The following is a 21140-nucleotide window of genomic DNA, read 5'->3' on the forward strand; positions in this document are numbered from 1 at the left end:
GGCTGATTATCGCATCCAGAAACCGGCGGATTTGATCCGGTTGCGCAAAGCCTGCTCCTTACGAGGCAGGTTCTCTCGATCAAACATCGCGCGTACCTTGGCGCCGCGACCCTGATAGATCATGCGCTTCATCGGCTCATATTGCTTCAGAACTTTCTTGATCTTATTCGGTCTGGCGACGGTCTCCAGCGCGGCGACCACATCATCGCTTTCCCGCGCGTATAGCAGCGGCAGGCTGCGGTAATGGCAACTCATCTCCCCATCAAGATAGCCCTCGGGCAGTGTCGCCCGCCCACCGCCAAGGCTGTGAATGACCAAGGGCAGGGCGATCTGATCCAACCAGGGATCCAGCGACTGGCCAATCAAGGCCTTTGGCAGATCGTCGCGGATGGAGACTGCATACTCAAGAAACCGCTGACCAAAGGCGCGGGGACAGGTCCCATAATAGTAGCCGGCATTGAAATAGAGATAGCGGCGCCAGAAATTTTCAGGCTGGCTGTGATCAAGGCTGCTGTCGAAATCCAGACCAAAGCGATCATATAGCGCGCGCCAAATCCCGGTCATGTCGGGACCATAAAGCGTAGGCTTCGGCCAGGTCCCCTCCCGGCGCAGTGACGCCGAGGGGCGGGCAAAATCTAACGGTATCTGGTTGAGCGGACCGGTGATCAGCGTGTCACTGTCAAAGAATACAAATGGTTCGCCCTCTGGCATGGCCAGAAGCGCCTCAATCTTGTTGCCATAGGGGTAGCTCTCGCCAAAAGTGACGGATTGAAACGGCAGAATAACCGCTCCCAAGGCCTCCAGCGCTTCCAGTACCGGTTTGTTGCGAATACTAGGATCCTTTGTCCAGAGCGCGCCTGACTGCGGGACCGCCACATAAAGCCGCCCTGTAAATTCAGGAGCGTATTGGCGCAGGGAGGCCGCAAACAGCACCGCCTCATATTGCAACCGCCCCGCCTGTCCGACAATCATGATATTGAAACGTGTTTCCGTCATACGACTGCTTCCGGTTGCTCGGGGCGGTCAGCACGTCGCCTGCGCTGGCACGCAACAGCCCCTTCCATCTTATTGATGGCATGATCATATATTTCCGCAGCGGTCACCAGCATGTCTTTGGATCGATTTGACATTTGGGTCCAGACCGCAACGCAGATCAAGCTGAAGAGAGCTATTTGGCGGGGCGCGACCGCCGAACCTGACTGATCACGTGGCGAGCGCAGGGAAGATACCACAGCAGTTGCTCATCAGGCAGCTATGGCGTCGGTATCAGCCACAGTAAAACCAACTGGAAACACCATTGAAAACCGCTTTGAATTTCTCGCAGCCAAGATGAACTTTTCATCTTGCACCCCCACGCGAGAGACGCTAAATCGCTGCTCAAGGCCCCTATAGCTCAGCTGGTAGAGCAACTGATTTGTAATCAGTAGGTCCGCGGTTCGAGTCCGTGTGGGGGCACCATTTTTCAACTGATATTGCTCTATTGCTGCCTTTATTAGGCCGGTTTTGGGCCGCCATCTCGATGATGGCCCTCTGAACAGCAATAGTAGGGATGCATATGCTGCTTCGGCAGGCCCACGTTTGTGCCTGACTGAACAAACCTAGGTCTTGCGTGTTCATCTCACGCTTCAGTTGCTGGAAAACTATCTTATTAAGAATTGAGCTTGTTCAACCTGTCGCCGACGCCAGTCAAGTAATATTAAGTCATCTGTCACCATTTGACTGCAATTTAACGGAACGGGCGAATCGGTTAGCTGTGGTCAAATTAGGTGAGGCTCACCTTTGACGCGCGAACACGATGGTGGGGGAGGTGGCCAGCGAAACTGGGGAGGAGGATGCGTTTGTTTTCACTATCTACAGACCACGCGAACTCTATTGCCAGCCAAAACCAACTTGTTCGATCTGACCTCCCATCCAGGTTTGCCTCGATCACTCTGGTGTCGTTGCTCTCTCTCTATTTCCTGTCGCTACAGACCGTGGCAGTCGTCTATACCGCTTACGTTCTTGTCGAGCTCGTCGGACTGCGCGTTTATCGTCGGCTCTCGTCCGAGGTGACACTGGGCGCAACCGTTCTATTTGCGGGCTCTGCGTTTGTGGGCGTCTGCGTGTTTAATTCTCTGTCTTTACTGCTGTTTTTGCATGCTGAGCCTTTCCCGAAGCTGATGGGGGCGATGCTGCTGATCATTGCACTCAATCATTCGGTGGTTGCGCGATCAGCGTGGTTCTACTTTGGGATCATCACCGCTGTGCCGATAATTTGCACTGTGGGATACATGGTTTGTGCGACTTTGCTTCGTATCGCAAGCGTCGGCGAAATGGTGATCGCTGCGGTCATTCTCTTGTTGGGAGCAGCCTATATGGTACATGCCATGTGGGTGCAGCATCGGTTGACAGGGCGCCTGCGCGAGGCATTGGGCGCCGCGGAGGCCGCGAGTCGCGCAAAGAGCCGGTTCCTCGCTGCGATGAGCCATGAGATCCGCACCCCTCTGAATGCGATTTGTGGCATGTCCGAACTGATCGAGGAGGAGAATTCTGAGTCCGAAACGCTTAAGGAGCAGACACAACTCTTGCGCAAATCCTCCCAGGCGCTCACAGGTATACTTGATGATGTTCTTGATCACGCCAAGATCGAGTCTGGTCAGTTCGAGCTAAATCTTGCTACCGCCTCCCCGCGGGAAGAGATCTCCAGCGCTGTCGAAATGTATCGAGCACGCGCGGATGAAAAGGGGCTAACACTAACTGTCAGGCTGGCACAGGGTCTTCCTGACTATGCAGAATGTGACGCATTGCGCCTGCGGCAGGTGATCGGAAACCTGGTTTCCAATGCGATAAAATACACGGAAGCTGGCCGGGTCGAAGTGGTCGCAGATTGCGAAAGTATCGATGGGCAATTCAGGCTACGCGTGGCTGTTTCCGACACTGGTCGCGGCATGACGCCAGAGCAGAGTGCAAAACTTTTTACCGATTTCTATCGCGCCAAGGACAAGAATGCCCCTAACGTCCCCGGCACCGGGCTAGGATTGGCGATCGCCCGCCACCTGGCACGTATCATGGGCGGCGACATTACGGTACAGACCGGCCGCGGTTGGGGCAGCTGCTTTACGTTTCATTGTCCTATCACTGCGCTTGAAGCCTCGGAAGTGGAGGTTTTGCCGCCGCAGACTGCGGGAACTGAAGTCGACGATCTTGGCAACCTGTCCATTCTGCTGGTTGATGATACTGCGTCCAACCGATTGGTTGTGCGGGCGTTTCTAAAGAACAGCGGAGTTCAGATCGTTGATGCCGAAAACGGTTCCGAAGCCTTAGACTGCCTAGAGCGCCGCCCATTCGATCTGGTACTTCTGGATATGAAGATGCCGGTTATGAATGGCAGGGAAACCCTGACGGAAATGCTGCGGCGGGGTGGGCGGATCGGGGCGACACCTGTGATCATGCTGACGGCGAACGCCGCTGCGGATGAGCAGGAGTTATTCCTGCAGCTCGGTGCGGTGAGCTACCTTTCTAAACCGGTCAAAAAATCGGTTTTGCTTTCGGAAATCCGCAAGGCTACATCCATGCAGGCTGCGCGTTCCGCTTGATGACATTTGGGCGTTGCCGGCAGAGATTGCCGTCTGCGGTCGCGCGAACGAGGGTACTCTCGACCTACGCACTCCGATCTTGAAAAGCTGCCGCAAAAAGCGGAGCGACTGTTCTGAATTAATTCAAAATTTACGCTTTCCGGATAGGTTGAGTCGAATTTTCGATAAATTGCCGGAATGCAGGTTTGCATTCGGGCTGGAACAGCTGACCGGGCCAGCGATGCAGTCGACAGAAATTACATTCGACAATTTTGCGGAGACCGGCGGGCTCTTCACTGAAATGCTGCGCGCGCGGTATCGTCATTTTGTTCAGTTGCGGCGCTGGAATCTACCCAATGTGCGTGGCTTGGAGTTTGATCAGTACGACACACCAGAGAGTATCTACTGCACTGTTCATGAGGGAAAAACAGTCCTCGGCGGTTTTCGAATGACTCCCACCACTGCGCAGTGCATGACCACCAGCTACATGTTGCGTGATGCCCAACTCGGTCTGCTGCCTGGCCTGCCGTCAAATGTCCTGGATCATTCCGCGCCTCAGGACGCCGCAATCTGGGAGGTCAGCCGGTTTTTTGTCGAAGACACGCTGAGCGCGCGGGAGCGCAGAGATGTGCGTGGACATCTGGAGCGTGGCCTGTCGCGGCTCGCGCAGGAGTGGAACATCAGCGCTTTTCTGTGCATCACCTCGGTCACAGCTGCGCTGCTGATGCGTAGGGCGCGCCTGTCGATCACCTCCGCCGGGCCTAGGTTTGAAGCAGGCGGCGAAACCTGTCAGGCCTACCACCTGACGGTCGATGCAAAAAGCCAACGCAGCGACGCAGACGCAGCATAAGCGCGCTCAATGGCGGCGAATGCGCGCCCCTCAATGTCTTAGTGAGACGCGCCCGGTTTGAGCCATGGCAATGCTCAGCTCTTCGGTTAGCGCATCCCACAACTGTTCCAGCCCAGCCTCGCCCCTCGCAGCAATCGCGTATTGCAGGATACGGCCCAGAAATACGAAATCCGCGCCCATGGTGATTGCCTTCAAAACATCCTCGCCCGACCGGATGCCGCTGTCGTAAAAAACCGGAAACGTCGGCCCAAGATCTGCACGGATCTTTGCCAACATCTCGATCGGGGCGGGTGCGGCTTCGAGTTGTCGCGCGCCATGGCTGGAGATCTGAATGGCATCAACTCCAGCCGACACCAGGGCACGGGCGTCTTCGACGTCCAGCACGCCTTTCACCACCAGCTTGCCGGGCCAGAGATCGCGCAGCCGGGCCAGCGTGTCCCACGTGGCGCGCGCCCGGCTTTGGGTGCGGTCGAAGTCATAACCCTCCAACTCAAAATTCGCCATAACGGGCTTGCCCTTCAGCAGCGTCGTCAGCGACCAGCGCGGATGCAGGGCGAAATCGATGAATTGGCGCGGACCGATGCGGAACGGCATCTTGAAGCCATGCCGCAGTTCGCGTGGGCGGCGGCCGACCTCCGGCACATCAACCGTCAGCACCAGAGTTTGATAACCAGCCGCGCGGGCGCGCTCGGCCAGATTGAAGGTGCCAGTGCCGTCACCGCTGAAATAGAGCTGAAACCAGGCATAGCCTTCCGTCGCCTCCAGAAGCGTCTCGAGCGACGTCGAGGCGACGGTGGAGACCCCGTGCGGCACCCGGTAACGCGCCGCCAGCCGGGCCAGCATCAGGTCGGCGCCAGGAGCCGACAGGTTGCACATGCCCATGGGGGCAATGCCAAAAGGGCGGTCTGCCTCGGCGCCAAATATGCTCGTTGCCAAAGACCGCTGACTGACATCGCGCAAGATACGGGGCCGCAGGGTGATGGCATCCAGGGCTGCGCGATTGCGCGCCGCCCCGGTTTCCTGCCCTGCTGCCCCATCGATATAGTCAAACACCATCCAAGGAAGCCGCCGCCGGGCCAGACGGCGGGCGTCCTCAGCCGAATGGATGGCGCCTGCGCCCATCAGCTGGCGACAGCCGTCATAAAGCGGTCGCGGATCACCACCGGATCCATCGTGATCACCGGCATCTTGGCGTTGCCGCTGTCGCATTTCACCACCAGCACCGTGGCCTCGCCACTCGCCAGCGTCTGTTCGAGTGCAGAGCCGGTGTCTTTGTCCTGCACCTCGATCACCCGGCCACAGCCAGCTGCGCGCGCCATGGCAGCCAGATCAGTGCGCTGACTGGTATAGGTCGGCTGATCGCCGGTTGAGCCATAAGAGCCATTGTCGATGATCATCAGGATATAGTTGCCGGGCGCGTTGTTGCCGATGGTGGGCAGGGTGCCGAGATTGGTGAGGATCGAGCCGTCTCCGTCAATCACGATCACCGGTTTCGGCTGTGCCAACGCCAGCCCCAGCCCGATAGATGAGGCCAGCCCCATGGTGCCCAGCATGTAGAAATTGCTGGGCTGGTCATCGATGGCGTGCAGCTCTTGGCTGGGAATACCGATATTGCAGACCACCAGTTCGTTGCGCAGGATGGGCGCGATCTCTTTCAGGATTTCGGAACGGATCATTGGTCGCCATAGCCTCCCCAGAAATTGGCATCGGTCAGGATGGCAACAGGTTTGTTGCACATGAAGGTGTATTTCAGGATGTTGTCGAATTCCTCGACGTCCCGCTGCCAGTGGAAGTGGTAGGTCGGGATATTCATCTGCGCCAATAGTGCCTTGGTATGCACGGCCATTTCCACCTGGCATGCCACCGGCTCGCGCAGCTCGCCGCGGTAGGAGATCAGCATCGGCAGCGGCATCCGGTAGTATTGGATCAGCGTCGCAAGCGTGTTGATGGTGACCCCAATGGCGGTGTTCTGCATGATGATCGCGGGGCGTTTGCCCCCCATCCAGGCTCCGGCGCACAGCCCCATGCCCTCGTCTTCCTTGTTGGAGGGGATGTGGAAAATGTCATCCCGCTGGTCGATCTCCTCAATCACACCCGCCAGTTGCTTGCACGGCACGGTGGTGACGAAGGAGACGCCATTGGCCGCCAGATCGTCAGCGATCCTCTTGTCTATTGTCATGGTCGATTGCCTTTGTTTGAGGTCTCGGTGTTGGGGGTCAAAGGGTGCGGCAGACATGCACCGCGCAGGGCGCGTGGCGCACCACACGGGCGGCGGTCGAGCCGAGGAAAAAGTCGCTGAGCCCGGGTTTATGTGAGCCGACGACGATACAGTCCGTACCGTGCTGTTCTGCATATTCAACAATGGCCCGGTACGAGCGACCTTTGACAATTTCGGCTGCCACATCGCCATAGTCGGCGGTTTTCTTGGTCAGCTGCTGACGGGCCTTTTCGAGCCCTTCGCGCACGGCATCCTCATCCAGATAGGCGCTGACAGAGCCTTGCGGGGCCTCATAGACATGCAGCGCGGTAATCTGCCCGCCGGGGTTGCACAGGGTCGCGGCGGCTTTCAGTGTTGTGCCGGACACCCCGTGGTCCAGGGCCATGGGAACCAGGATCTTGTCATACATGATGCTCTCCGTTTGCTCAGCTCAGGGCCTAGGCCCAGGGATCCAGAATGATCTTTGGCGCGGCCACTGCGCTGGACCGCAGGTCGCGAAAGGCAGCGGCGCCGTCTGATAGCGGCCGCTGTTCTGGCCAGTCCAGCGGACCTAGGCGGCCGTCAAAGATCGCTTGCGCGGTGTCGCGAAAATCCTGCGCGGTATAGGTATAGGTGCCGATGAAGGTGATTTCCTGCAGCGTCATGCGGCGGATATCCAGTCCGCCCGCATCCTCGCCCAATCCGACATGGGCAATCACGCCGCCCGGCGCGGCCGCAGCAGAGGCGGCGGCGCGGGTGGTCGCGTAGCCCACTGCGTCGACCACCAGTGGTACAATGCCCTGAAACTCTGCCACCGCCTGCTGGCCGCAGTGGTCTGCCAGAAAAGCCCGGCGCGCGGCGTTGGGTTCCTGAATCGCGACGTCCTCCACCCCCATTGCGCGCATCGCCAGCGCAGCGGCCAAGCCGATGGCACCGCCGCCGATCACCAGCGCGCGGCGCTCCATATCCGGGTGCAGTGCCTTCAGCGCGAGCCGGGCGGCGTGCCAGCTGACTGCCAGCGGCTCGGCCAGGGCGGCCTTTGACAACGGCACATCTTCGGGCACGGTTACAAGGTTGCGCTCCGGCATCGCCACGAACTGGGCAAAGGCGCCCTCGCGCGGGGGCATGGAGATGATCTGGCGGCTGGCGCAGAGGTTTTCACGCCCCGCCGCGCAGGCCGCGCAGCTGCCGCAGGTCACCAAGGGGTTGATCGTCACCCTTCGGCCCGCCTGCGATCCGTCTTCTATAGTCCCCGCAGCCTCATGCCCCAGGATCAGCGGCGCGGGCCTGCGGGCGTCATGGCCGAGATAGGCGTGCATGTCCGAGCCGCAGATGCCAGAGGCACGGATGCGGATCAGATGCTCGCCCTCTCGTCGCGCAGCCATCGGCACATCTCGGAATGCCAGCGTCTCCACCCCCTCATAAACCAAGGCTTTCATTTCGCTGTGAACCCTCCATCGACCATCAATACCTGCCCGGTGACATAGGCGGAGGCATCGGAGCACAGAAACAACAGCGGCCCGTCCATATCCTCCAGCCGGCCATTGCGGCCGATGCAGGTCTGTGCGGCGTTTCGGGCCGCACGGTCCCCATCCTCGAACACAGCCTGCGTCAGCTCGGTGGGGAAAAACCCCGGTCCGATGGCGTTGGCGGTGATGCCGAATGGGGACCAGGCCTCTGCCATGGCGCGGGTCAGCTGGGCGATCCCGCCCTTGCTGGCGCCATAGGCGATGCCGCCGGGAAAGGCGCGGGTGGTCTGGAGCGAGGCGAAATTGACGATCCGCCCCCAACCTCTGTCCCTCATCGTGGGCACCAGCGCTTGGCTCAGAAAGAATGGTGCGGAGAGGTTCAGTGCGATGGTCTGGTCCCAGCCCTCGGCGGTGACGTCATCCGCCGTTTGCCGGGTGTTCACACCGGCCGTATGGATCAGGATATCCGGCGCCCCGAAAGGGGCTGAAACGTCTTCACGCAATGCGTCGAACCTGCTGCGGTCCGCCACATCCGCCACTGCATAAGCCGCTCTTGGCCCGATCTCAGCACAGACGCTTTCCAAAGCCTCCGCCCGGCGCGCGACCGCGACCACCTGCGCACCAGCAGCGGCCAACGCAATCGCTGCGCGACGCCCCAGCCCGGAGCTGGCGCCGGTGATACAGGCGGTCCGGCCTGTCAGGTCGAAAAGCGCGCGCGGGTCAGCCATTTGCAGTCAGGTCAAAGGTTTCATCCGGGAAGTACTTGGCCAACCGCACGTCAGCAGCGCGGGCGTGGCCTTCCATCCCTTCCAGCCGGGCAATCCGTGCGGTCGCCTCTGCCACTGGTTTGGAGCCTTCGCGGGTGGCGCGCTGCCAGGTGACGATCTTCATGTATTTATGGACTGACAGCCCGCCGGTGTAGCTGGCCGCGCGCGAGGTCGGCAGCACATGGTTGGTGCCCGCTGCCTTGTCACCGTAAGAGACCGTGGTTTCCTCGCCCAGAAACAACGAGCCGTAGCAGGTCAGCTGCCCCAGCCACCAATCCAGGTCCTCGGCCTGTACGGTCAGATGCTCAGGCGCGTAGGCGTCGGAGCAGGCGGCCATATCCTCGCGGTTGGCACAGAGGATGACCTCTGCATAATCGCGCCAGGCCGCAGCGGCATTCTCGCGGTTCACCTCGGGCAGATCGTCGATCAGCCCCGGCACCAGCCGCATCACCTCCTCGGCAAGAGTGCGATCATCCGTCACCAGCCAGACCGGGGAGTTGTAGCCATGCTCGGCCTGGCTCACCAGATCGGTGGCGACGATATGCGCATCCGCCGTGCTGTCGGCCAGGATCAGGCTGTCGGTGGGGCCCGCGATCATGTCGATACCGACACGCCCGAACAGGATACGCTTGGCCTCCGCCACAAATTGATTGCCGGGACCAACGAGGATGTTGGCCTTGGGCAGTCCGAACAGACCGAATGTCATCGCCGCAACACCCTGCACGCCCCCCATCGCCATGATCTGATCCGCGCCGCAGATATGGGCGGCATAAACGATGGCCGGCGCCACGCCGACGCCGGGGCGCGGCGGCGAGCAGGCGGTGATATGTTTGCAACCGGCCACTTTGGCGGTTGTGACGGTCATGATCGCGCTGGCGATATGGCTGTAGCGCCCGCCGGGCACGTAGCAGCCCGCTGCATCCACCGGGATCGCCTTCTGTCCGGTGATGAAACCCGGTGAAATTTCCGTCTCCACATCATGCACAGTGCTTTTCTGTAGTTCGGCAAAGCGGCGCACGTTGTCATGGGAGAACCGAATGTCGGCCTTCAGCTTTTCCGGCACCAAGGCGCAGGCGGCCTCAATCTCCTCATCCGTCAGCAACACGTTGCCCTCGTATTTGTCGAATTTGGCCGCATATTCCAACGCTTTGGCGTCGCCTCCGGCCTCGATCTCATCAAGGATCTCCTGCACAATCTTATGGGTCTCGGACGCATCCGACTTAGGGGTCAGGGCCGCCTTCTTCAGGTACTCACGGGTCATGTCCAAAGGGTCCTATTTATAGATGTCAGGGAGCAGCGTGGTTGAGATCGCAGGCAGATAAGCGATCAGCAGCACCACAATCAGCATGGTCAGAACAAACGGTATGGCGCGGGCGGCGATCTTGAGAATGGACTCACCGGTGATGCCGGAGACCACGAACAGGTTCAGGCCCAGCGGCGGAGTGATGAACCCCACACCCAGCGCGGTGATCATCATGATGCAGAACTGAATTTCGTTCATGCCGATGTTGTCGGCCAGCGGTTTCAGGATCGGCGCCAGGATCACGATATTTGGCGTTGTTTCCATCACGCAGCCTGCAGCGATCAGAATGCAGATCATCAACAGGATCAACATAGACGGGTCATCGGTCAGCCCGGTCACCGCTGTCACAAACCCCTGCGGCACGCCCATGATGGCCAGCGCCTCTGCCAGCGGCGCTGAGAAGGCGATGATCGGCAGGATCACCCCGTTCACCTTGGCAGAGCTGACGAGCATCGCCGGGAAGTCCGCCAGTTTCAGGGTGCCCAGCAGAAAACCCATCAGGATGGTGACAACGACAGCGGTGGCGCCGGCCTCAGTCGGGGTCAGGCGGCCGGAGAAAATGCCATAGAAGATGATCCCCGGCACGATGAAGGCATACCAACCGGATTTCAGTGATTGTCCCAGATTGCCCAGCCATTCTCCCAGCCCCATATTGCCGCCGGTCTCATAGGTATAAAGCCGGTTCATGATGATGTTGGTGACAAGGATCGACACCAGAATGGCAATCCCCGGGATCAGCGCCGCGAGAAACAGGGTGGAGGCGGAAATGCCCAACACCAGACCGATGATAATGTAGGCGATGGACGGCGGGATCAGGATGCCGGTGCAGGCACCAGCAGCCACCAGCGCGCAGGCGTAGGGGCGGGGGTAGCCGCTTTCGACCAGCCGGTTGATGGTCATCCGTCCCACCGCAGCAGCGCCAGCGGCGTCCGAGCCGGAGATCGCCGCGAACATGCCGCAGACCAGCACCGTGGCCGAACCAAAACCACCCCGTGTCCAGCAGGTCAGCGCTTCTGCGACATCCAGGAACTTCTTGCTTAGTCCGGTTCTGACCAGCACATCACCGGTCAGAATGAACAGCGGCACCGCGGTCAGCGCAAAGGCGTCGATGCCGGTGAACAAGCTTTCGCCAATCGCGCTGAGCGGCAGGTCGCCTGACATCACCAGCATGGTGATCGCGGCAGCCCCGATGGCCGCCCAAACCGGCACCGCCAGCGCAATCAGGGCCACAAACATGATCACCGCCAGGTAGAAATCCCAGCCCAGTTCCACCGTTTGATTGAGTGAATTCCACAGCATCTCTCAGATCCTTCAATCAAACAGCTTGTCGCCTTCAAAGACGGGCGTGCCGTCTCGAAGACTGCGAAAATCGCGCAGGAAGGATTGCAGCAACCGCCAGACCATCAAGGCGAACCCGGCTGGCACCGCCATCAGGAACCAGACCATGGAAATGCGCAGCCCGTGGCTGACAGAGCCGAATTTGGCGGAGACCAGCACCGTCTCGAACGACCAGTAGAGCGCCACCAACGCGACCACGAACATCACCAGATCGCCAAAGATATAGAGCAGCGCCTTGGGGCGCGGCCCGAGGTAATGCATCAGCACATCAATGCGGATATGGGCGCGCTCCTTCACTGCGGCGGCGGCACCGATCCAGGCGAGATAGATGAAGGAGTAGCGCACAATCTCCTCCCCCCAAATCGAGGAATAGGCAAAGAGTTCGCGCCGGATCACCTCAACCGCCATAGTGATGACCAGCATCACGTAGAAGGTCAGCAGCAGCCAGCGCTCGGCGTTCTTGTCAATTTTCCGCAAGAGGTCCATCGCTCGTCCCGAGGGTTGGGCGCGCCTTATGAATCAGCCCGAACCGGGCTGTCGCAGGCGGCTAAAAGAGAAAGGGAACGTGGCACCGGGTCCCGGAACCACGTGGTGCGACAGCTTATGCGTCGTGGACGTAGTATTTGCCTTGCGTGCCTGCGGCCTCTTCCAGCTTGGCGAAACTGTCCATCGATCCGGCCAGCTCAGTCTTGAAGCTATCCCATTCGCTGCGCTGATAGCCTCCGGCTTCCTGCCATTCGCCCAGCTGATCGTCGCTCAGCGTATGGAAGGCGACACCGGCCTTGGCCAGCTCCGCCATGGCATAGGCGCGGGCTGACGGCACCTTGGAGAGGTTCTGATGCGCGGTCATCTCCGCCCCCCACATCACGCCGTCCTGCACATCAGAAGGCAAGGAATTGAACCATTCCAGATTGCACGAATAGACCTGACTGTCCGGCACCGCCTGGGTGAAGGTCACATGGCTCAGGATATCCTTGAAGCCAAAGACATAGAGCGCGCCCACAGAGGGGTCGAGTGCGTCTGCCACACCTTGTTTGATCGCCGACGGCGTCTCACCCCAGGCAACGGGCGTCGGGTTGGCACCGACCATACGGTAGTACTGCTGCAACATTTTGGAGCCCGGAACCCGGAATTTCACACCCGCCATATCGCCCGGGGAGGTCACCGCATTGCCGCCCTTGCGCACAGCCACGACGCGGGGATCAATGTTCACATAGAACAGCGCCTTGAAACCGTTGGCCTCCACCTTGGGGTGCACCTCAGCGTTCCAGAAATCGGAGGTCACCAGATTGGTGAAACGCTGATTGGAACCACAGAGATAAGGCATGTTGATCAGATCAACGGTGGAGGCGAAGGGGGCGAAATTCGACAGCGAATGCTGTGCCGCCTGAATGGTGCCGCCCTGCACCTTCTGCACCAACGCACTGCCTGCGCCCAGCTGCCCGCCGGGGGCCAGTTTGACGTAGATCTTGCCATTGGTGGCGTTCTGGATGTTCTCCTTCAGGTCCAACTGCATGATTGGGTAGCTGCGTGACGCGCCCAGCACATAGGCGGTGGCCACCGTCATGATGTGCTCGGCTGCACGTTCACGCTCCTTTTCTTCCTTGGCGGTTTGCGCCACTGCTTCAGTGGACCAAAGCACCCCACCAGCCCCCGCGACCAACGCCGCGGTAAATGAGCCGGTCGAGGCCAGTTTCAGAAAATTACGGCGCTCTGCAGATTTGAGCCCATCCTTGCCATTCGTCATTGTCTTCCTCCCTTGGAAATCCATCAGCTGCCGTCTTGGTTTTTTTGGTCAGCTTCTTTTTTGAGAATTGCAGCCACAAACAGAATGGACGCTGCAAACAGGATCACCATCTCGCCGACGTCGCTCAGAAAACCGCCGCTGCCAAAGGCGCCGAGGGCGACATTGGCAAAGAACACGGCAAACACGCAAACAGACGCCATCAGAAACATCGAAAGATCCCCGTTGTTATCTCATCACCATTTGTAAGCGCTTACATCAATAATGCAAGCGCTTACATTAAGCGCTGGCAGCCGTCGGGAAATCTGCTAAAATGAGCCCGGAAAATGATAAGGTACGACATGGGAAAAAACCCCTCTGCTCCAACACTTAATGATGTTGCCAAGGCTGCAGGCGTCTCGACCGCCACCGTGTCGCGCTGCCTGAATTCACCGGACCGTGTCATCGAAACGACCCGCCAGCGTGTGATGGAGGCGGTCGAATCACTGGGCTATACGCCGAATTTCGCCGCCCGCGTCATGGCGGCCAAACGCAGCTTTACCATCGGGGCGATTATTCCAACGATGGACAACGCGATTTTCGCGCGCGGGCTGCAGGCCTTTCAGGATCAGCTGCGGGAGGATGGCTACACCCTTTTGGTGTCCAGTTCCGCCTATTGCCCGGAGATGGAGCGTGAACAGATCCGCACATTGGTTGCGCGTGGTGCAGATGGCTTGCTGCTAATCGGCCACGACCGGGAGGAGCAGATTTATCAATACCTTGAGAGGCACCGGGTTCCGGTCCTTGTGGCCTGGTCTTATGCACCGGAACGGTCGCAGCCGTCGGTCGGGTTCAGCAACAAGGGCGCGATGCGGGATCTGGCCCAAACGGTGGTGGACGCGGGGCACCGCCACATTGCGATGATCTCCGGTATCCTGCAGGGCAATGATCGTGCCCAAAATCGTGTCAGCGGTGTCCGGGACGCCATGCGTTCCAGAGGTCTCGACCCGGCTGCGCTCACATTGATCGAAGCCCCCTATGAGATTGAAAAAGGGGCCGCAGCCTTTGCAGAGCTGATGTCGCATGCACCCCGCCCAACCGTGGTGATGTGTGGCAATGACGTTCTGGCGGCAGGGGCGCTCCGCGAGGCGCGAAGCCGGGGGATTGCCGTGCCTGACGATGTCTCCATCACCGGGTTTGATGATATCGAGCTGGCAGAAATCGTCAGCCCCGCTCTCACAACTGTGCATGTCCCGCACCGCGAAATGGGGCGCAAGGCGGCGCAAGAACTGATTGCAATCGTGGAGGGGCGGTCCGAAGGGCAGTCGGTCTGCATCAACACCACACTTGTCACGCGTCAGTCCTTGGCGCGGCCGCCCGGCAGATAGCAGCGCGTTCTCACCGGTCAATCCGCCGGCTGACAAAAAAATCTGTTGCCTTGGGCAGACCCGCTATGCTCCAACAGTGGCACGACCCTGGCAATAAAGGCATTGCGCGCTGCTGTCCGGGTGAGCGGAGCCTTTTCTGCTCAAAAACGGACCGCCTCTTGGTCTGTCGCGTGCAACCGGCTCCCTTCATGTGACCAAAGGCGGCGCGCCGCCAAAGCCAAGGATTGAGCCATGCTTCACAATGACCAACTCGACCAGTGGGATCGCGACTGTTTCTTCCACCCTTCAACGCATCTCGCGGAATTCGCTCGCGGAAATCTGCCACAGCGCGTGGTGACCGGCGGCAGCGGCTGCCATATTGAGGACCGCGACGGCAATCGGCTGCTGGATGCCTTTGCCGGGCTTTACTGCGTGAACGTTGGCTATGGCCGACCTGAGATCGCCGAGGCCATTGCCGATCAGGCCCGCGAGCTAGCCTATTATCATTCTTATGTCGGGCATGGCACCGAGGCCTCGATCACCCTGGCAAAGATGATCCTCGACCGCGCCCCTGACCATATGTCGAAGGTCTACTTTGGTCTTTCCGGCTCTGACGCCAATGAAACCAACATCAAACTGATCTGGTATTACAACAACATTCTGGGCCGCCCTCAGAAGAAGAAAATCATCTCCCGCTGGCGGGGGTACCACGGGTCCGGGCTGATGACCGGCTCGCTGACCGGGCTGGAGCTGTTTCATAATAAATTCGACCTGCCGCTGGCACAGGTGGTCCATACCGAGGCCCCAATTTATTTCCGCCGCAGTGATCGCAGCCAGAGCGAGGCCGACTTTGTTGCCCATTGCGTGGCAGAGCTGGAGGCGCTGATCGCGCGGGAAGGGGCCGATACCATCGCCGCCTTCATCGGGGAGCCGGTTCTGGGCACCGGGGGCATCGTCCCGCCGCCCGCAGGATATTGGCCCGCCATTCAGGCGGTGCTTGAACGGCACGATATCCTGCTGATCGCGGATGAGGTGGTCACCGGCTTTGGTCGCTTGGGCACGATGTTCGGCTCCGATCACTACGGCATGCGCCCCGATCTTATCACCATCGCCAAGGGGCTGACCTCAGCCTATGCGCCGCTGTCGGGCTCTATCGTGTCGGACAAGATGTGGCAGGTGTTGGAGCGCGGCACGGATGAGAACGGCCCGATTGGCCATGGCTGGACCTATTCGGCGCATCCCATCGGCGCCGCTGCCGGGGTGGCCAATCTCACCCTGATTGATCAGCTGGGTCTTGTCGAAAACGCGGCGACCGTTGGCAGTTATCTCAATGGTGAGATGCGCAAGGCCCTCGGCGATCACCCGAATGTCGGGGATGTACGGGGCGAGGGGATGCTCTGCGCGGTGGAATTCGTTGCGGATCGGGACGACCACCGCCTGTTTGACGCCAGTGACAAGATCGGCCCGCAGATAGCCGCCAAATTGCTGGAGCAGGACAGCGTGATCGCGCGGGCCATGCCGCAGGGGGATATCCTGGGCTTTGCGCCCCCCTTCTGCCTGACACAGGATGAGGCCGACCGGGTGGTCTCCGCCACCCATCGAGCGGTCACCGCGGTTCTTGGTTGACGAAGGATGCAACGATGACAAATCCAAACATCCCGTTTGAACGATCCGAGTACCAGCAGCGCCTGGCCAAAACGCGCGCGGCCATGGCCGATGCCGGGCTAGACGCGCTCTTTGTCACCGATCCGTCCAATCAGGCCTGGCTTACCGGCTACGATGGCTGGTCGTTCTACGTGCATCAGGGGGTGATCGTCCTGCCGGATGGCGATCCGATCTGGTGGGGGCGACATATGGACATGATGGGCGCGCGCCGCACCTGCTGGATGCCGCAGGATCAATTGCTGGGCTACGGCGACCACTATGTCCAATCCACCGACTGCCACCCGATGCAGCATCTGGCCGAGCAGCTGCGCACCCGCGGGTTGGGCCAAGCCCGGATCGGGGTCGAGATGGAGAATTACTACTACTCGGCAAAGGCCCATGCCGTATTGGCGGCAGAGCTTCCGCAGGCGGTTCTTGTGGATGCCACCGCGCTGGTCAATTGGCAGCGGCTTGTGAAATCCGATGCAGAGCTGGGCTTTATGCGCAAGGCCGCGCGGATCACCGATAAGGTGATCCAAACCGCCATCGAACGGGCCGCGCCCGGTGTGCGCAAAAACGATCTGGTGGCCGATATCTTGCATGCCGGTGTGACCGGTGTGGAGGACGATTGGGGCGATTACCCGGCCATCGTCCCGCTGACCCCGTCCGGGCTGGATGCGACAGCGGCGCATCTGACCTGGGACGGCACCCCGATGCGGCAGGGCGAGGCAACCTTTTTCGAACTCTCCGGTTGTTATCGCCGCTACCACGCGCCGCTGTCACGTACGGTATTTCTGGGCACCCCCTCACAGGAGATGCTGCGGATCGAGGCGGCGCAGATCGAAGGCATCGCCGCCGGGATCGAGGCGGCCCGCGCGGGCAATCGTACCTGCGATATCGCGGATGCTTTCATGGCCGTAATGGCCAAACACGGGATCGAGCGTTCGGGCCGCATGGGCTACCCTGTTGGCCTGTCCTATCCGCCGGATTGGGGGGAGCGCACGGCGTCGATCCGCAGCGAGGACACCACTGTGCTGCAACCCGGCATGGTCTTCCACTTCATGCCGGCCCTCTGGATGGACACATGGGGGCTGGAGACCACGGAGACTCTGCTGATCCGCGACACGGGCGCTGCTGAGCCGCTCTGCTCGATTGAGCGCAAACTCTTTGTGAAAGGGTGAGGGCATGATGGAGCAGACCACCGGCATTCTCTCAGACCTCATCGCCTTTCCGACGGTCTCCGCCGATAGCAATCTGGAGATGATTGCCTATCTGGCCAACCGGCTTGAGGACTGCGGCGCGCGGGTCGATGTGATGTTTGATGCCAGCGGACAAAAGGCCAACCTCTTTGCCACGCTTGGCCCTGAAACCGATGGCGGGATCGTGCTGTCGGGCCACAGCGATGTGGTGCCGGTGACCGATCAGGACTGGACCAGCGACCCGTTTGCAATGGTGGAACGGGACGGGCGGCTCTACGGGCGGGGCACCTGCGACATGAAGGGGTTTATCGCCGCGACACTTGCCATGGCGCCAGAGTTCGCTGCGCAGATCAGCCGCCGCCCCATCCATTTCGCCTTCACCTATGATGAGGAGGTGGGCTGCATTGGGGCCGGTCATCTGGTGCAGGCCCTGCGCGAGCGTGAGTTGAAACCACGACTGGCACTTATCGGCGAACCAACCAGTATGCGCGTCGTCGAAGGGCACAAAGGCTGCCACGAATACAGCACTCGGTTTCAGGGGCTGGAGGGGCACGGCTCCGATCCGGGCCGGGGCGTTAATGCGGTGGAATACGCTGCGCGCTATGTCAATCGCCTGCTGGATCTGCGCGGTGATCTGCAACAGCGCACCCCGCCGGACAGCCGCTTTGATCCGCCCTGGACAACGCTGAACATCGGTGCGCTCAACGGAGGCAGCGCCCATAACGTCATCGCATCAAAGGCGCAGGTGGATTGGGAAATGCGGCCGGTGCAGCCCTCGGACGCGGATCATGTCAAGGACACGATGGCGCGCTATTGCCGCGATACTCTCTTGCCCGCGATGCAGGCGATCTACCCGGAGGCCAGCATCGAGACGGAGGTGGTGGGCGAGGTGGCCGGTCTCACCCCTACCAGCCAAAATGAGGCGCGTGAACTCATGGCGGATCTGCTTGGCAGTAATGCTGCTGAGCTGGTGCCCTTCGGCACCGAGGCGGGGCTGTTTCAGGCGCTTGGCCTGGATGTGGTCGTCTGCGGCCCCGGATCCATCGCGCAGGCGCATAAGGCGGATGAATACCTGTCGCTTGATCAGCTGTCGGACTGTCTGAGGATGCTGGAGCGGTTGGGAGACCAGCTGGCAAACTGACGCCAGCCCTTTAGCGCGCGCCCGTGAGTGCAGATTGCAGCGCATGGTAAGATGCCTTGGGCGTGCGTTTCAGCGTGTCAAAATCCACATGCACCAGCCCGAAGCGTTTCTCATAGCCAAGCGCCCATTCATAGTTGTCCAAGAGCGACCACAGAAAATAGCCCTGCACCGGCACCCCCTCGGCGATCGCGCGGCGCAGGGCGTCCAGATGGTCGTCCACAAAGGCAATGCGGGCGCTGTCCTGCACTGTGCCATCCGTCACCACATCCGCATTTGCCATGCCGTTTTCCGTCACGACCAGCGGCAGGTCCCCCGTATACTCGCGCGCGGTCCGCGTCAGGAAATCATAAAGCCCCTGCGGATAGATTTCCCAGCCCATCTGCGTTTTCGGCAGCGGGCCGTCCACTTCGGCATAATGCGGCCAAGGGCCAGCGTCGAGGGCAATCCGCTTGCGGGTGTAATAGTTGATCCCGCACCAGTCGACGGGCGCGGTGATGGTGGCAAAATCATCCTGCCATCCCTGCGGCAGATGCGGTTCCAGCCCCTCCAGCGCCAGATCCGGGTAACGCCCGTGAAAGGCCCCGCCAAGGAAAAAGCCATTGTAGATCGCATCATAGCGCGCGGCGGCCTGCTGCGCGGCCGCGCTGTCATCAACGGGCGTGGCCCATTCCAGATTGAACACACCGCCCAGATTGCCCATGCCGCGGGCGCGCATCACCTGAATGGCAGTGCCATGGGCCAGCATCACATGGTGCATGGCCCGTGCGGTGGCGCGAATGTCGCGCAGGCCCGGCGCGTGATGGCCAAGAAAATGCGACAGCCAGCCCACACACCACGGCTCATTGATCGGGGCAGCGGAATACATCCGGTCGCCAATCCGGCTCATGATGACCTCAGTATAATCGCCAAACCACTTGGCAATCTCGCCGTTGCGCCAGCCGCCCAGATCCGCCAGGGCCTGCGGCAGTTCCCAGTGATACAGCGTCACACAGGGCTTCAACCCGCGCTCCAGCATGGCGTCTGTCAGCCGGTCATAGAAATCCAGCCCCTCAGGGTTTGGCACGCCGCGCCCCTCTGGCATGACCCGCGCCCAGCTGGTTGAAAATCGGTAGCAGTCCACCCCGGCTGCCGCAGCCAGATCAAGATCCTCAGCGTAGCGATGATAGTGGTCGCAGGCCCGCTGGCCATGTTCGGCGCGCACCACATTGCCCGGTGTGGCGGCGAAACTGTCCCAATGGGTGGGCCCCGCGCCACCAAATCCATGGCCTTCGATCTGATAGGCAGAGGTGGCAGTGCCAAACAGGAACTCCTTGGGAAAATCAGCGCGGTTGTTGCGAAACATCGGGCAGGGGCTCCTGTCGGGGGGGGGGGCAGTCAGCGAGGAGAGGGCACAGGCCCGGTGGAACGGCCAACGGTCAGCTGCGCTTCTAGCAGACGTGTCGGAAGCGGCAGGCCGGGATTGCGGATCTGGTCCAGCAGCAGATTGGCCAGTTGGCGGCCTGCCTCCTGTACGGAGGAGACGGTGGCGGTGAATTGCGGCACCTCATCGCCGTTGCGCAGATAGGACAGGTCATCGTCATGGGTGATGACGGAGATCTCGCGGCCCATCTGACGCCCTGAATCCTCGATCGCGCGGCGCACGCCCATTGCGGGGATGATCGACGACACCAGATAGGCGGTGGGCGGATCCGCCATCGCCTGAGTCGTCGCAACCGTGCGATACCCATAGCTCTCGGTCATCTCTTCCGCATACATCAGCGCGGGATCCAGCGGCAGGCCTGCCGCCTTTAGCGCGCATTCATAGCCCGCCCGCCGACGCCAGGCGAAATCCATGCTCTCCAACCCGTTCACCAGACAGATCCGCCGGTGCCCAAGGTCGATGAGAAACCGCGTCGCCCGGTCAAAAGCGCTTTTGTTGTTTACATCCAGCCAGCAATAATCCCCCGCCAGATCGGAGGCGCGGCCGTGCACGGCAAAGGGCAGGCCGATTTCACGCAACAGCCCGATCCGGGGATCCGACATGCGCGGCGCATGCAGGACGATGCCATCAACATTCCGCTTGGAGGCCATCTCGCGATAGGCTTTTTCCTGCTTCTTATCCTCAACCAGCGACAACACCATGTCGTAGCCGGCTGCGGCATAGCTCTCGCCAGCGCCCGCAATGAAGTCGCCGAAAATCGGGTTCACCATCTCATGCTGCGACGACAGCGGGATCACGTGACCAATCGCCATTGCCCGCCCTGTGGCCAGCGCTTTGGCGCGGGTGTTGGGGCGGTAGTTGTGTTGCTCTGCGGCGGCCGCCACGCGTTTGCGGGTTGCTTCGCTCACCTCGGGAAAGCCGTTGAGCGCGCGGCTCACTGTCGTTTGCGACAGGTTCAGATATGCGGCCAGGTCCTTCAGGTTCATTCGCAGAATACTCCAAAGCGCTTTGATTTTAACATATGCGCCCAGGGCAACCACGGGCCATCTGCGCAGTTATGGCAGGGCAGGGGATAGGCTGGCAAGTCCCGTGTTTTTTATAGTTGTTTGGTGTTTGAGCGGGAAATTGTTGACAGTTCCATCCGAATCCGGGATTTTGCTGAAATCCA

General features: G+C 60.4%; 20 protein-coding genes and 1 tRNA gene. 7 read left to right on the forward strand and 14 right to left on the reverse strand.

The features are described 5' to 3' along the window. Window positions 1–6: 6 nt before the first annotated feature. The gene (locus tag phaeop14_RS03420; RefSeq protein WP_096788754.1) at window positions 7–996 is read right to left on the reverse strand and encodes a hypothetical protein; all 990 of its coding nucleotides are present in this window, start codon (window positions 994–996) and stop codon (window positions 7–9) included. A gap of 386 nt (window positions 997–1382) precedes the next feature. Between phaeop14_RS03420 and phaeop14_RS03425 the strand changes: the two genes are divergently transcribed. The 3 genes from phaeop14_RS03425 to phaeop14_RS03435 all read left to right on the forward strand — a co-directional run bounded on the left by phaeop14_RS03425 (window position 1383) and on the right by phaeop14_RS03435 (window position 4404). Further along, window positions 1383–1458, forward strand: a tRNA-Thr gene (locus phaeop14_RS03425). A gap of 374 nt (window positions 1459–1832) precedes the next feature. Beyond that, a complete protein-coding gene (locus tag phaeop14_RS03430) occupies window positions 1833–3575 on the forward strand; it encodes an ATP-binding protein (protein WP_192870824.1) in 1743 nt (580 codons plus the stop codon). A 13-nt stretch (window positions 3576–3588) separates the two neighbouring features. Further along, the gene (locus tag phaeop14_RS03435) at window positions 3589–4404 is read left to right on the forward strand and encodes an acyl-homoserine-lactone synthase (RefSeq protein ID WP_244905804.1); all 816 of its coding nucleotides are present in this window, start codon (window positions 3589–3591) and stop codon (window positions 4402–4404) included. 30 nt (window positions 4405–4434) lie between these two features. Here phaeop14_RS03435 and phaeop14_RS03440 read toward each other — a convergent pair whose 3' ends face one another. The 11 genes from phaeop14_RS03440 to phaeop14_RS03490 all read right to left on the reverse strand — a co-directional run bounded on the left by phaeop14_RS03440 (window position 4435) and on the right by phaeop14_RS03490 (window position 13434). Further along, window positions 4435–5526 (reverse strand): alpha-hydroxy acid oxidase, encoded by a 1092-nt coding sequence (locus tag phaeop14_RS03440; protein ID WP_096788755.1) that lies wholly within the window; start codon window positions 5524–5526, stop codon window positions 4435–4437. Continuing rightward, on the reverse strand, window positions 5526–6080 hold the full coding sequence (comE, locus tag phaeop14_RS03445) for a sulfopyruvate decarboxylase subunit beta (protein ID WP_040172509.1): 555 nt from the start codon (window positions 6078–6080) through the stop codon (window positions 5526–5528). The genes phaeop14_RS03440 and comE overlap by 1 nt, the downstream gene beginning before the upstream one ends. Then, the gene (gene comD / locus phaeop14_RS03450; RefSeq protein WP_040172511.1) at window positions 6077–6583 is read right to left on the reverse strand and encodes a sulfopyruvate decarboxylase subunit alpha; all 507 of its coding nucleotides are present in this window, start codon (window positions 6581–6583) and stop codon (window positions 6077–6079) included. Before comD ends, comE begins: the two co-directional genes overlap by 4 nt. A gap of 37 nt (window positions 6584–6620) precedes the next feature. Next, window positions 6621–7031: a universal stress protein gene (locus phaeop14_RS03455; protein WP_096788756.1), complete on the reverse strand. Its 411-nt coding sequence runs from the start codon at window positions 7029–7031 to the stop codon at window positions 6621–6623. A 28-nt stretch (window positions 7032–7059) separates the two neighbouring features. Then, window positions 7060–8040, reverse strand: coding sequence for an alcohol dehydrogenase catalytic domain-containing protein (locus phaeop14_RS03460; protein ID WP_096788757.1), 981 nt, complete (start codon window positions 8038–8040; stop codon window positions 7060–7062). After that, window positions 8037–8798, reverse strand: a complete 762-nt coding sequence (locus phaeop14_RS03465; RefSeq protein WP_096788758.1) for an SDR family NAD(P)-dependent oxidoreductase — start codon at window positions 8796–8798, stop codon at window positions 8037–8039. The genes phaeop14_RS03460 and phaeop14_RS03465 overlap by 4 nt, the downstream gene beginning before the upstream one ends. Continuing rightward, window positions 8791–10098 (reverse strand): histidinol dehydrogenase, encoded by a 1308-nt coding sequence (hisD, locus tag phaeop14_RS03470; protein WP_040180978.1) that lies wholly within the window; start codon window positions 10096–10098, stop codon window positions 8791–8793. Before hisD ends, phaeop14_RS03465 begins: the two co-directional genes overlap by 8 nt. 12 nt (window positions 10099–10110) lie before the next feature. Then, window positions 10111–11439: a TRAP transporter large permease gene (locus tag phaeop14_RS03475; RefSeq protein ID WP_096788759.1), complete on the reverse strand. Its 1329-nt coding sequence runs from the start codon at window positions 11437–11439 to the stop codon at window positions 10111–10113. 12 nt (window positions 11440–11451) lie between these two features. Then, window positions 11452–11964: a TRAP transporter small permease gene (locus phaeop14_RS03480; RefSeq protein WP_040180975.1), complete on the reverse strand. Its 513-nt coding sequence runs from the start codon at window positions 11962–11964 to the stop codon at window positions 11452–11454. 115 nt (window positions 11965–12079) lie between these two features. Then, window positions 12080–13225, reverse strand: coding sequence for a TRAP transporter substrate-binding protein (locus tag phaeop14_RS03485; RefSeq protein ID WP_096788760.1), 1146 nt, complete (start codon window positions 13223–13225; stop codon window positions 12080–12082). 23 nt (window positions 13226–13248) lie between these two features. Further along, complete coding sequence (locus phaeop14_RS03490) at window positions 13249–13434, reverse strand: hypothetical protein (RefSeq protein ID WP_040173837.1); 186 nt, start codon at window positions 13432–13434, stop codon at window positions 13249–13251. A gap of 129 nt (window positions 13435–13563) precedes the next feature. Between phaeop14_RS03490 and phaeop14_RS03495 the strand changes: the two genes are divergently transcribed. The 4 genes from phaeop14_RS03495 to argE all read left to right on the forward strand — a co-directional run bounded on the left by phaeop14_RS03495 (window position 13564) and on the right by argE (window position 18552). Beyond that, window positions 13564–14589, forward strand: a complete 1026-nt coding sequence (locus tag phaeop14_RS03495) for a LacI family DNA-binding transcriptional regulator (protein ID WP_096788761.1) — start codon at window positions 13564–13566, stop codon at window positions 14587–14589. A 231-nt stretch (window positions 14590–14820) separates the two neighbouring features. Continuing rightward, complete coding sequence (locus tag phaeop14_RS03500; RefSeq protein WP_096788762.1) at window positions 14821–16194, forward strand: aspartate aminotransferase family protein; 1374 nt, start codon at window positions 14821–14823, stop codon at window positions 16192–16194. Window positions 16195–16208: 14 nt separating this feature from the next. Further along, the gene (locus phaeop14_RS03505) at window positions 16209–17393 is read left to right on the forward strand and encodes a M24 family metallopeptidase (protein WP_096788763.1); all 1185 of its coding nucleotides are present in this window, start codon (window positions 16209–16211) and stop codon (window positions 17391–17393) included. Window positions 17394–17397: 4 nt separating this feature from the next. Next, window positions 17398–18552, forward strand: coding sequence for an acetylornithine deacetylase (gene argE / locus phaeop14_RS03510; protein ID WP_096788764.1), 1155 nt, complete (start codon window positions 17398–17400; stop codon window positions 18550–18552). A gap of 10 nt (window positions 18553–18562) precedes the next feature. On the opposite strand, the gene phaeop14_RS03515 is transcribed toward argE, so the two are convergent. Both phaeop14_RS03515 and phaeop14_RS03520 read right to left on the reverse strand, forming a co-directional pair. Beyond that, window positions 18563–19894 (reverse strand): GH1 family beta-glucosidase, encoded by a 1332-nt coding sequence (locus phaeop14_RS03515; RefSeq protein WP_096788765.1) that lies wholly within the window; start codon window positions 19892–19894, stop codon window positions 18563–18565. A 32-nt stretch (window positions 19895–19926) separates the two neighbouring features. Beyond that, window positions 19927–20958: a LacI family DNA-binding transcriptional regulator gene (locus phaeop14_RS03520; protein WP_096788766.1), complete on the reverse strand. Its 1032-nt coding sequence runs from the start codon at window positions 20956–20958 to the stop codon at window positions 19927–19929. Window positions 20959–21140: the final 182 nt, after the last annotated feature.

The organism is Phaeobacter piscinae (assembly GCF_002407245.1).
GTDB classification, from domain to species: domain Bacteria; phylum Pseudomonadota; class Alphaproteobacteria; order Rhodobacterales; family Rhodobacteraceae; genus Phaeobacter; species Phaeobacter piscinae.

Coding starts and splice junctions, on each gene's coding strand:
- phaeop14_RS03480 (WP_040180975.1), bottom strand. CDS start 11,964: ATGGACCTCTTGCGGAAAATTGACAAGAACGCCGAGCGCTGGCTGCTG.
- phaeop14_RS03465 (WP_096788758.1), bottom strand. CDS start 8,798: ATGGCTGACCCGCGCGCGCTTTTCGACCTGACAGGCCGGACCGCCTGT.
- phaeop14_RS03420 (WP_096788754.1), bottom strand. CDS start 996: ATGACGGAAACACGTTTCAATATCATGATTGTCGGACAGGCGGGGCGG.
- phaeop14_RS03460 (WP_096788757.1), bottom strand. CDS start 8,040: ATGAAAGCCTTGGTTTATGAGGGGGTGGAGACGCTGGCATTCCGAGAT.
- phaeop14_RS03505 (WP_096788763.1), top strand. CDS start 16,209: ATGACAAATCCAAACATCCCGTTTGAACGATCCGAGTACCAGCAGCGC.
- phaeop14_RS03455 (WP_096788756.1), bottom strand. CDS start 7,031: ATGTATGACAAGATCCTGGTTCCCATGGCCCTGGACCACGGGGTGTCC.
- phaeop14_RS03485 (WP_096788760.1), bottom strand. CDS start 13,225: ATGACGAATGGCAAGGATGGGCTCAAATCTGCAGAGCGCCGTAATTTT.
- phaeop14_RS03515 (WP_096788765.1), bottom strand. CDS start 19,894: ATGTTTCGCAACAACCGCGCTGATTTTCCCAAGGAGTTCCTGTTTGGC.
- argE (WP_096788764.1), top strand. CDS start 17,398: ATGATGGAGCAGACCACCGGCATTCTCTCAGACCTCATCGCCTTTCCG.
- hisD (WP_040180978.1), bottom strand. CDS start 10,098: ATGACCCGTGAGTACCTGAAGAAGGCGGCCCTGACCCCTAAGTCGGAT.
- phaeop14_RS03475 (WP_096788759.1), bottom strand. CDS start 11,439: ATGCTGTGGAATTCACTCAATCAAACGGTGGAACTGGGCTGGGATTTC.
- phaeop14_RS03500 (WP_096788762.1), top strand. CDS start 14,821: ATGCTTCACAATGACCAACTCGACCAGTGGGATCGCGACTGTTTCTTC.
- phaeop14_RS03440 (WP_096788755.1), bottom strand. CDS start 5,526: ATGGGCGCAGGCGCCATCCATTCGGCTGAGGACGCCCGCCGTCTGGCC.
- phaeop14_RS03490 (WP_040173837.1), bottom strand. CDS start 13,434: ATGTTTCTGATGGCGTCTGTTTGCGTGTTTGCCGTGTTCTTTGCCAAT.
- comD (WP_040172511.1), bottom strand. CDS start 6,583: ATGACAATAGACAAGAGGATCGCTGACGATCTGGCGGCCAATGGCGTC.
- phaeop14_RS03495 (WP_096788761.1), top strand. CDS start 13,564: ATGGGAAAAAACCCCTCTGCTCCAACACTTAATGATGTTGCCAAGGCT.
- comE (WP_040172509.1), bottom strand. CDS start 6,080: ATGATCCGTTCCGAAATCCTGAAAGAGATCGCGCCCATCCTGCGCAAC.
- phaeop14_RS03520 (WP_096788766.1), bottom strand. CDS start 20,958: ATGAACCTGAAGGACCTGGCCGCATATCTGAACCTGTCGCAAACGACA.
- phaeop14_RS03430 (WP_192870824.1), top strand. CDS start 1,833: ATGCGTTTGTTTTCACTATCTACAGACCACGCGAACTCTATTGCCAGC.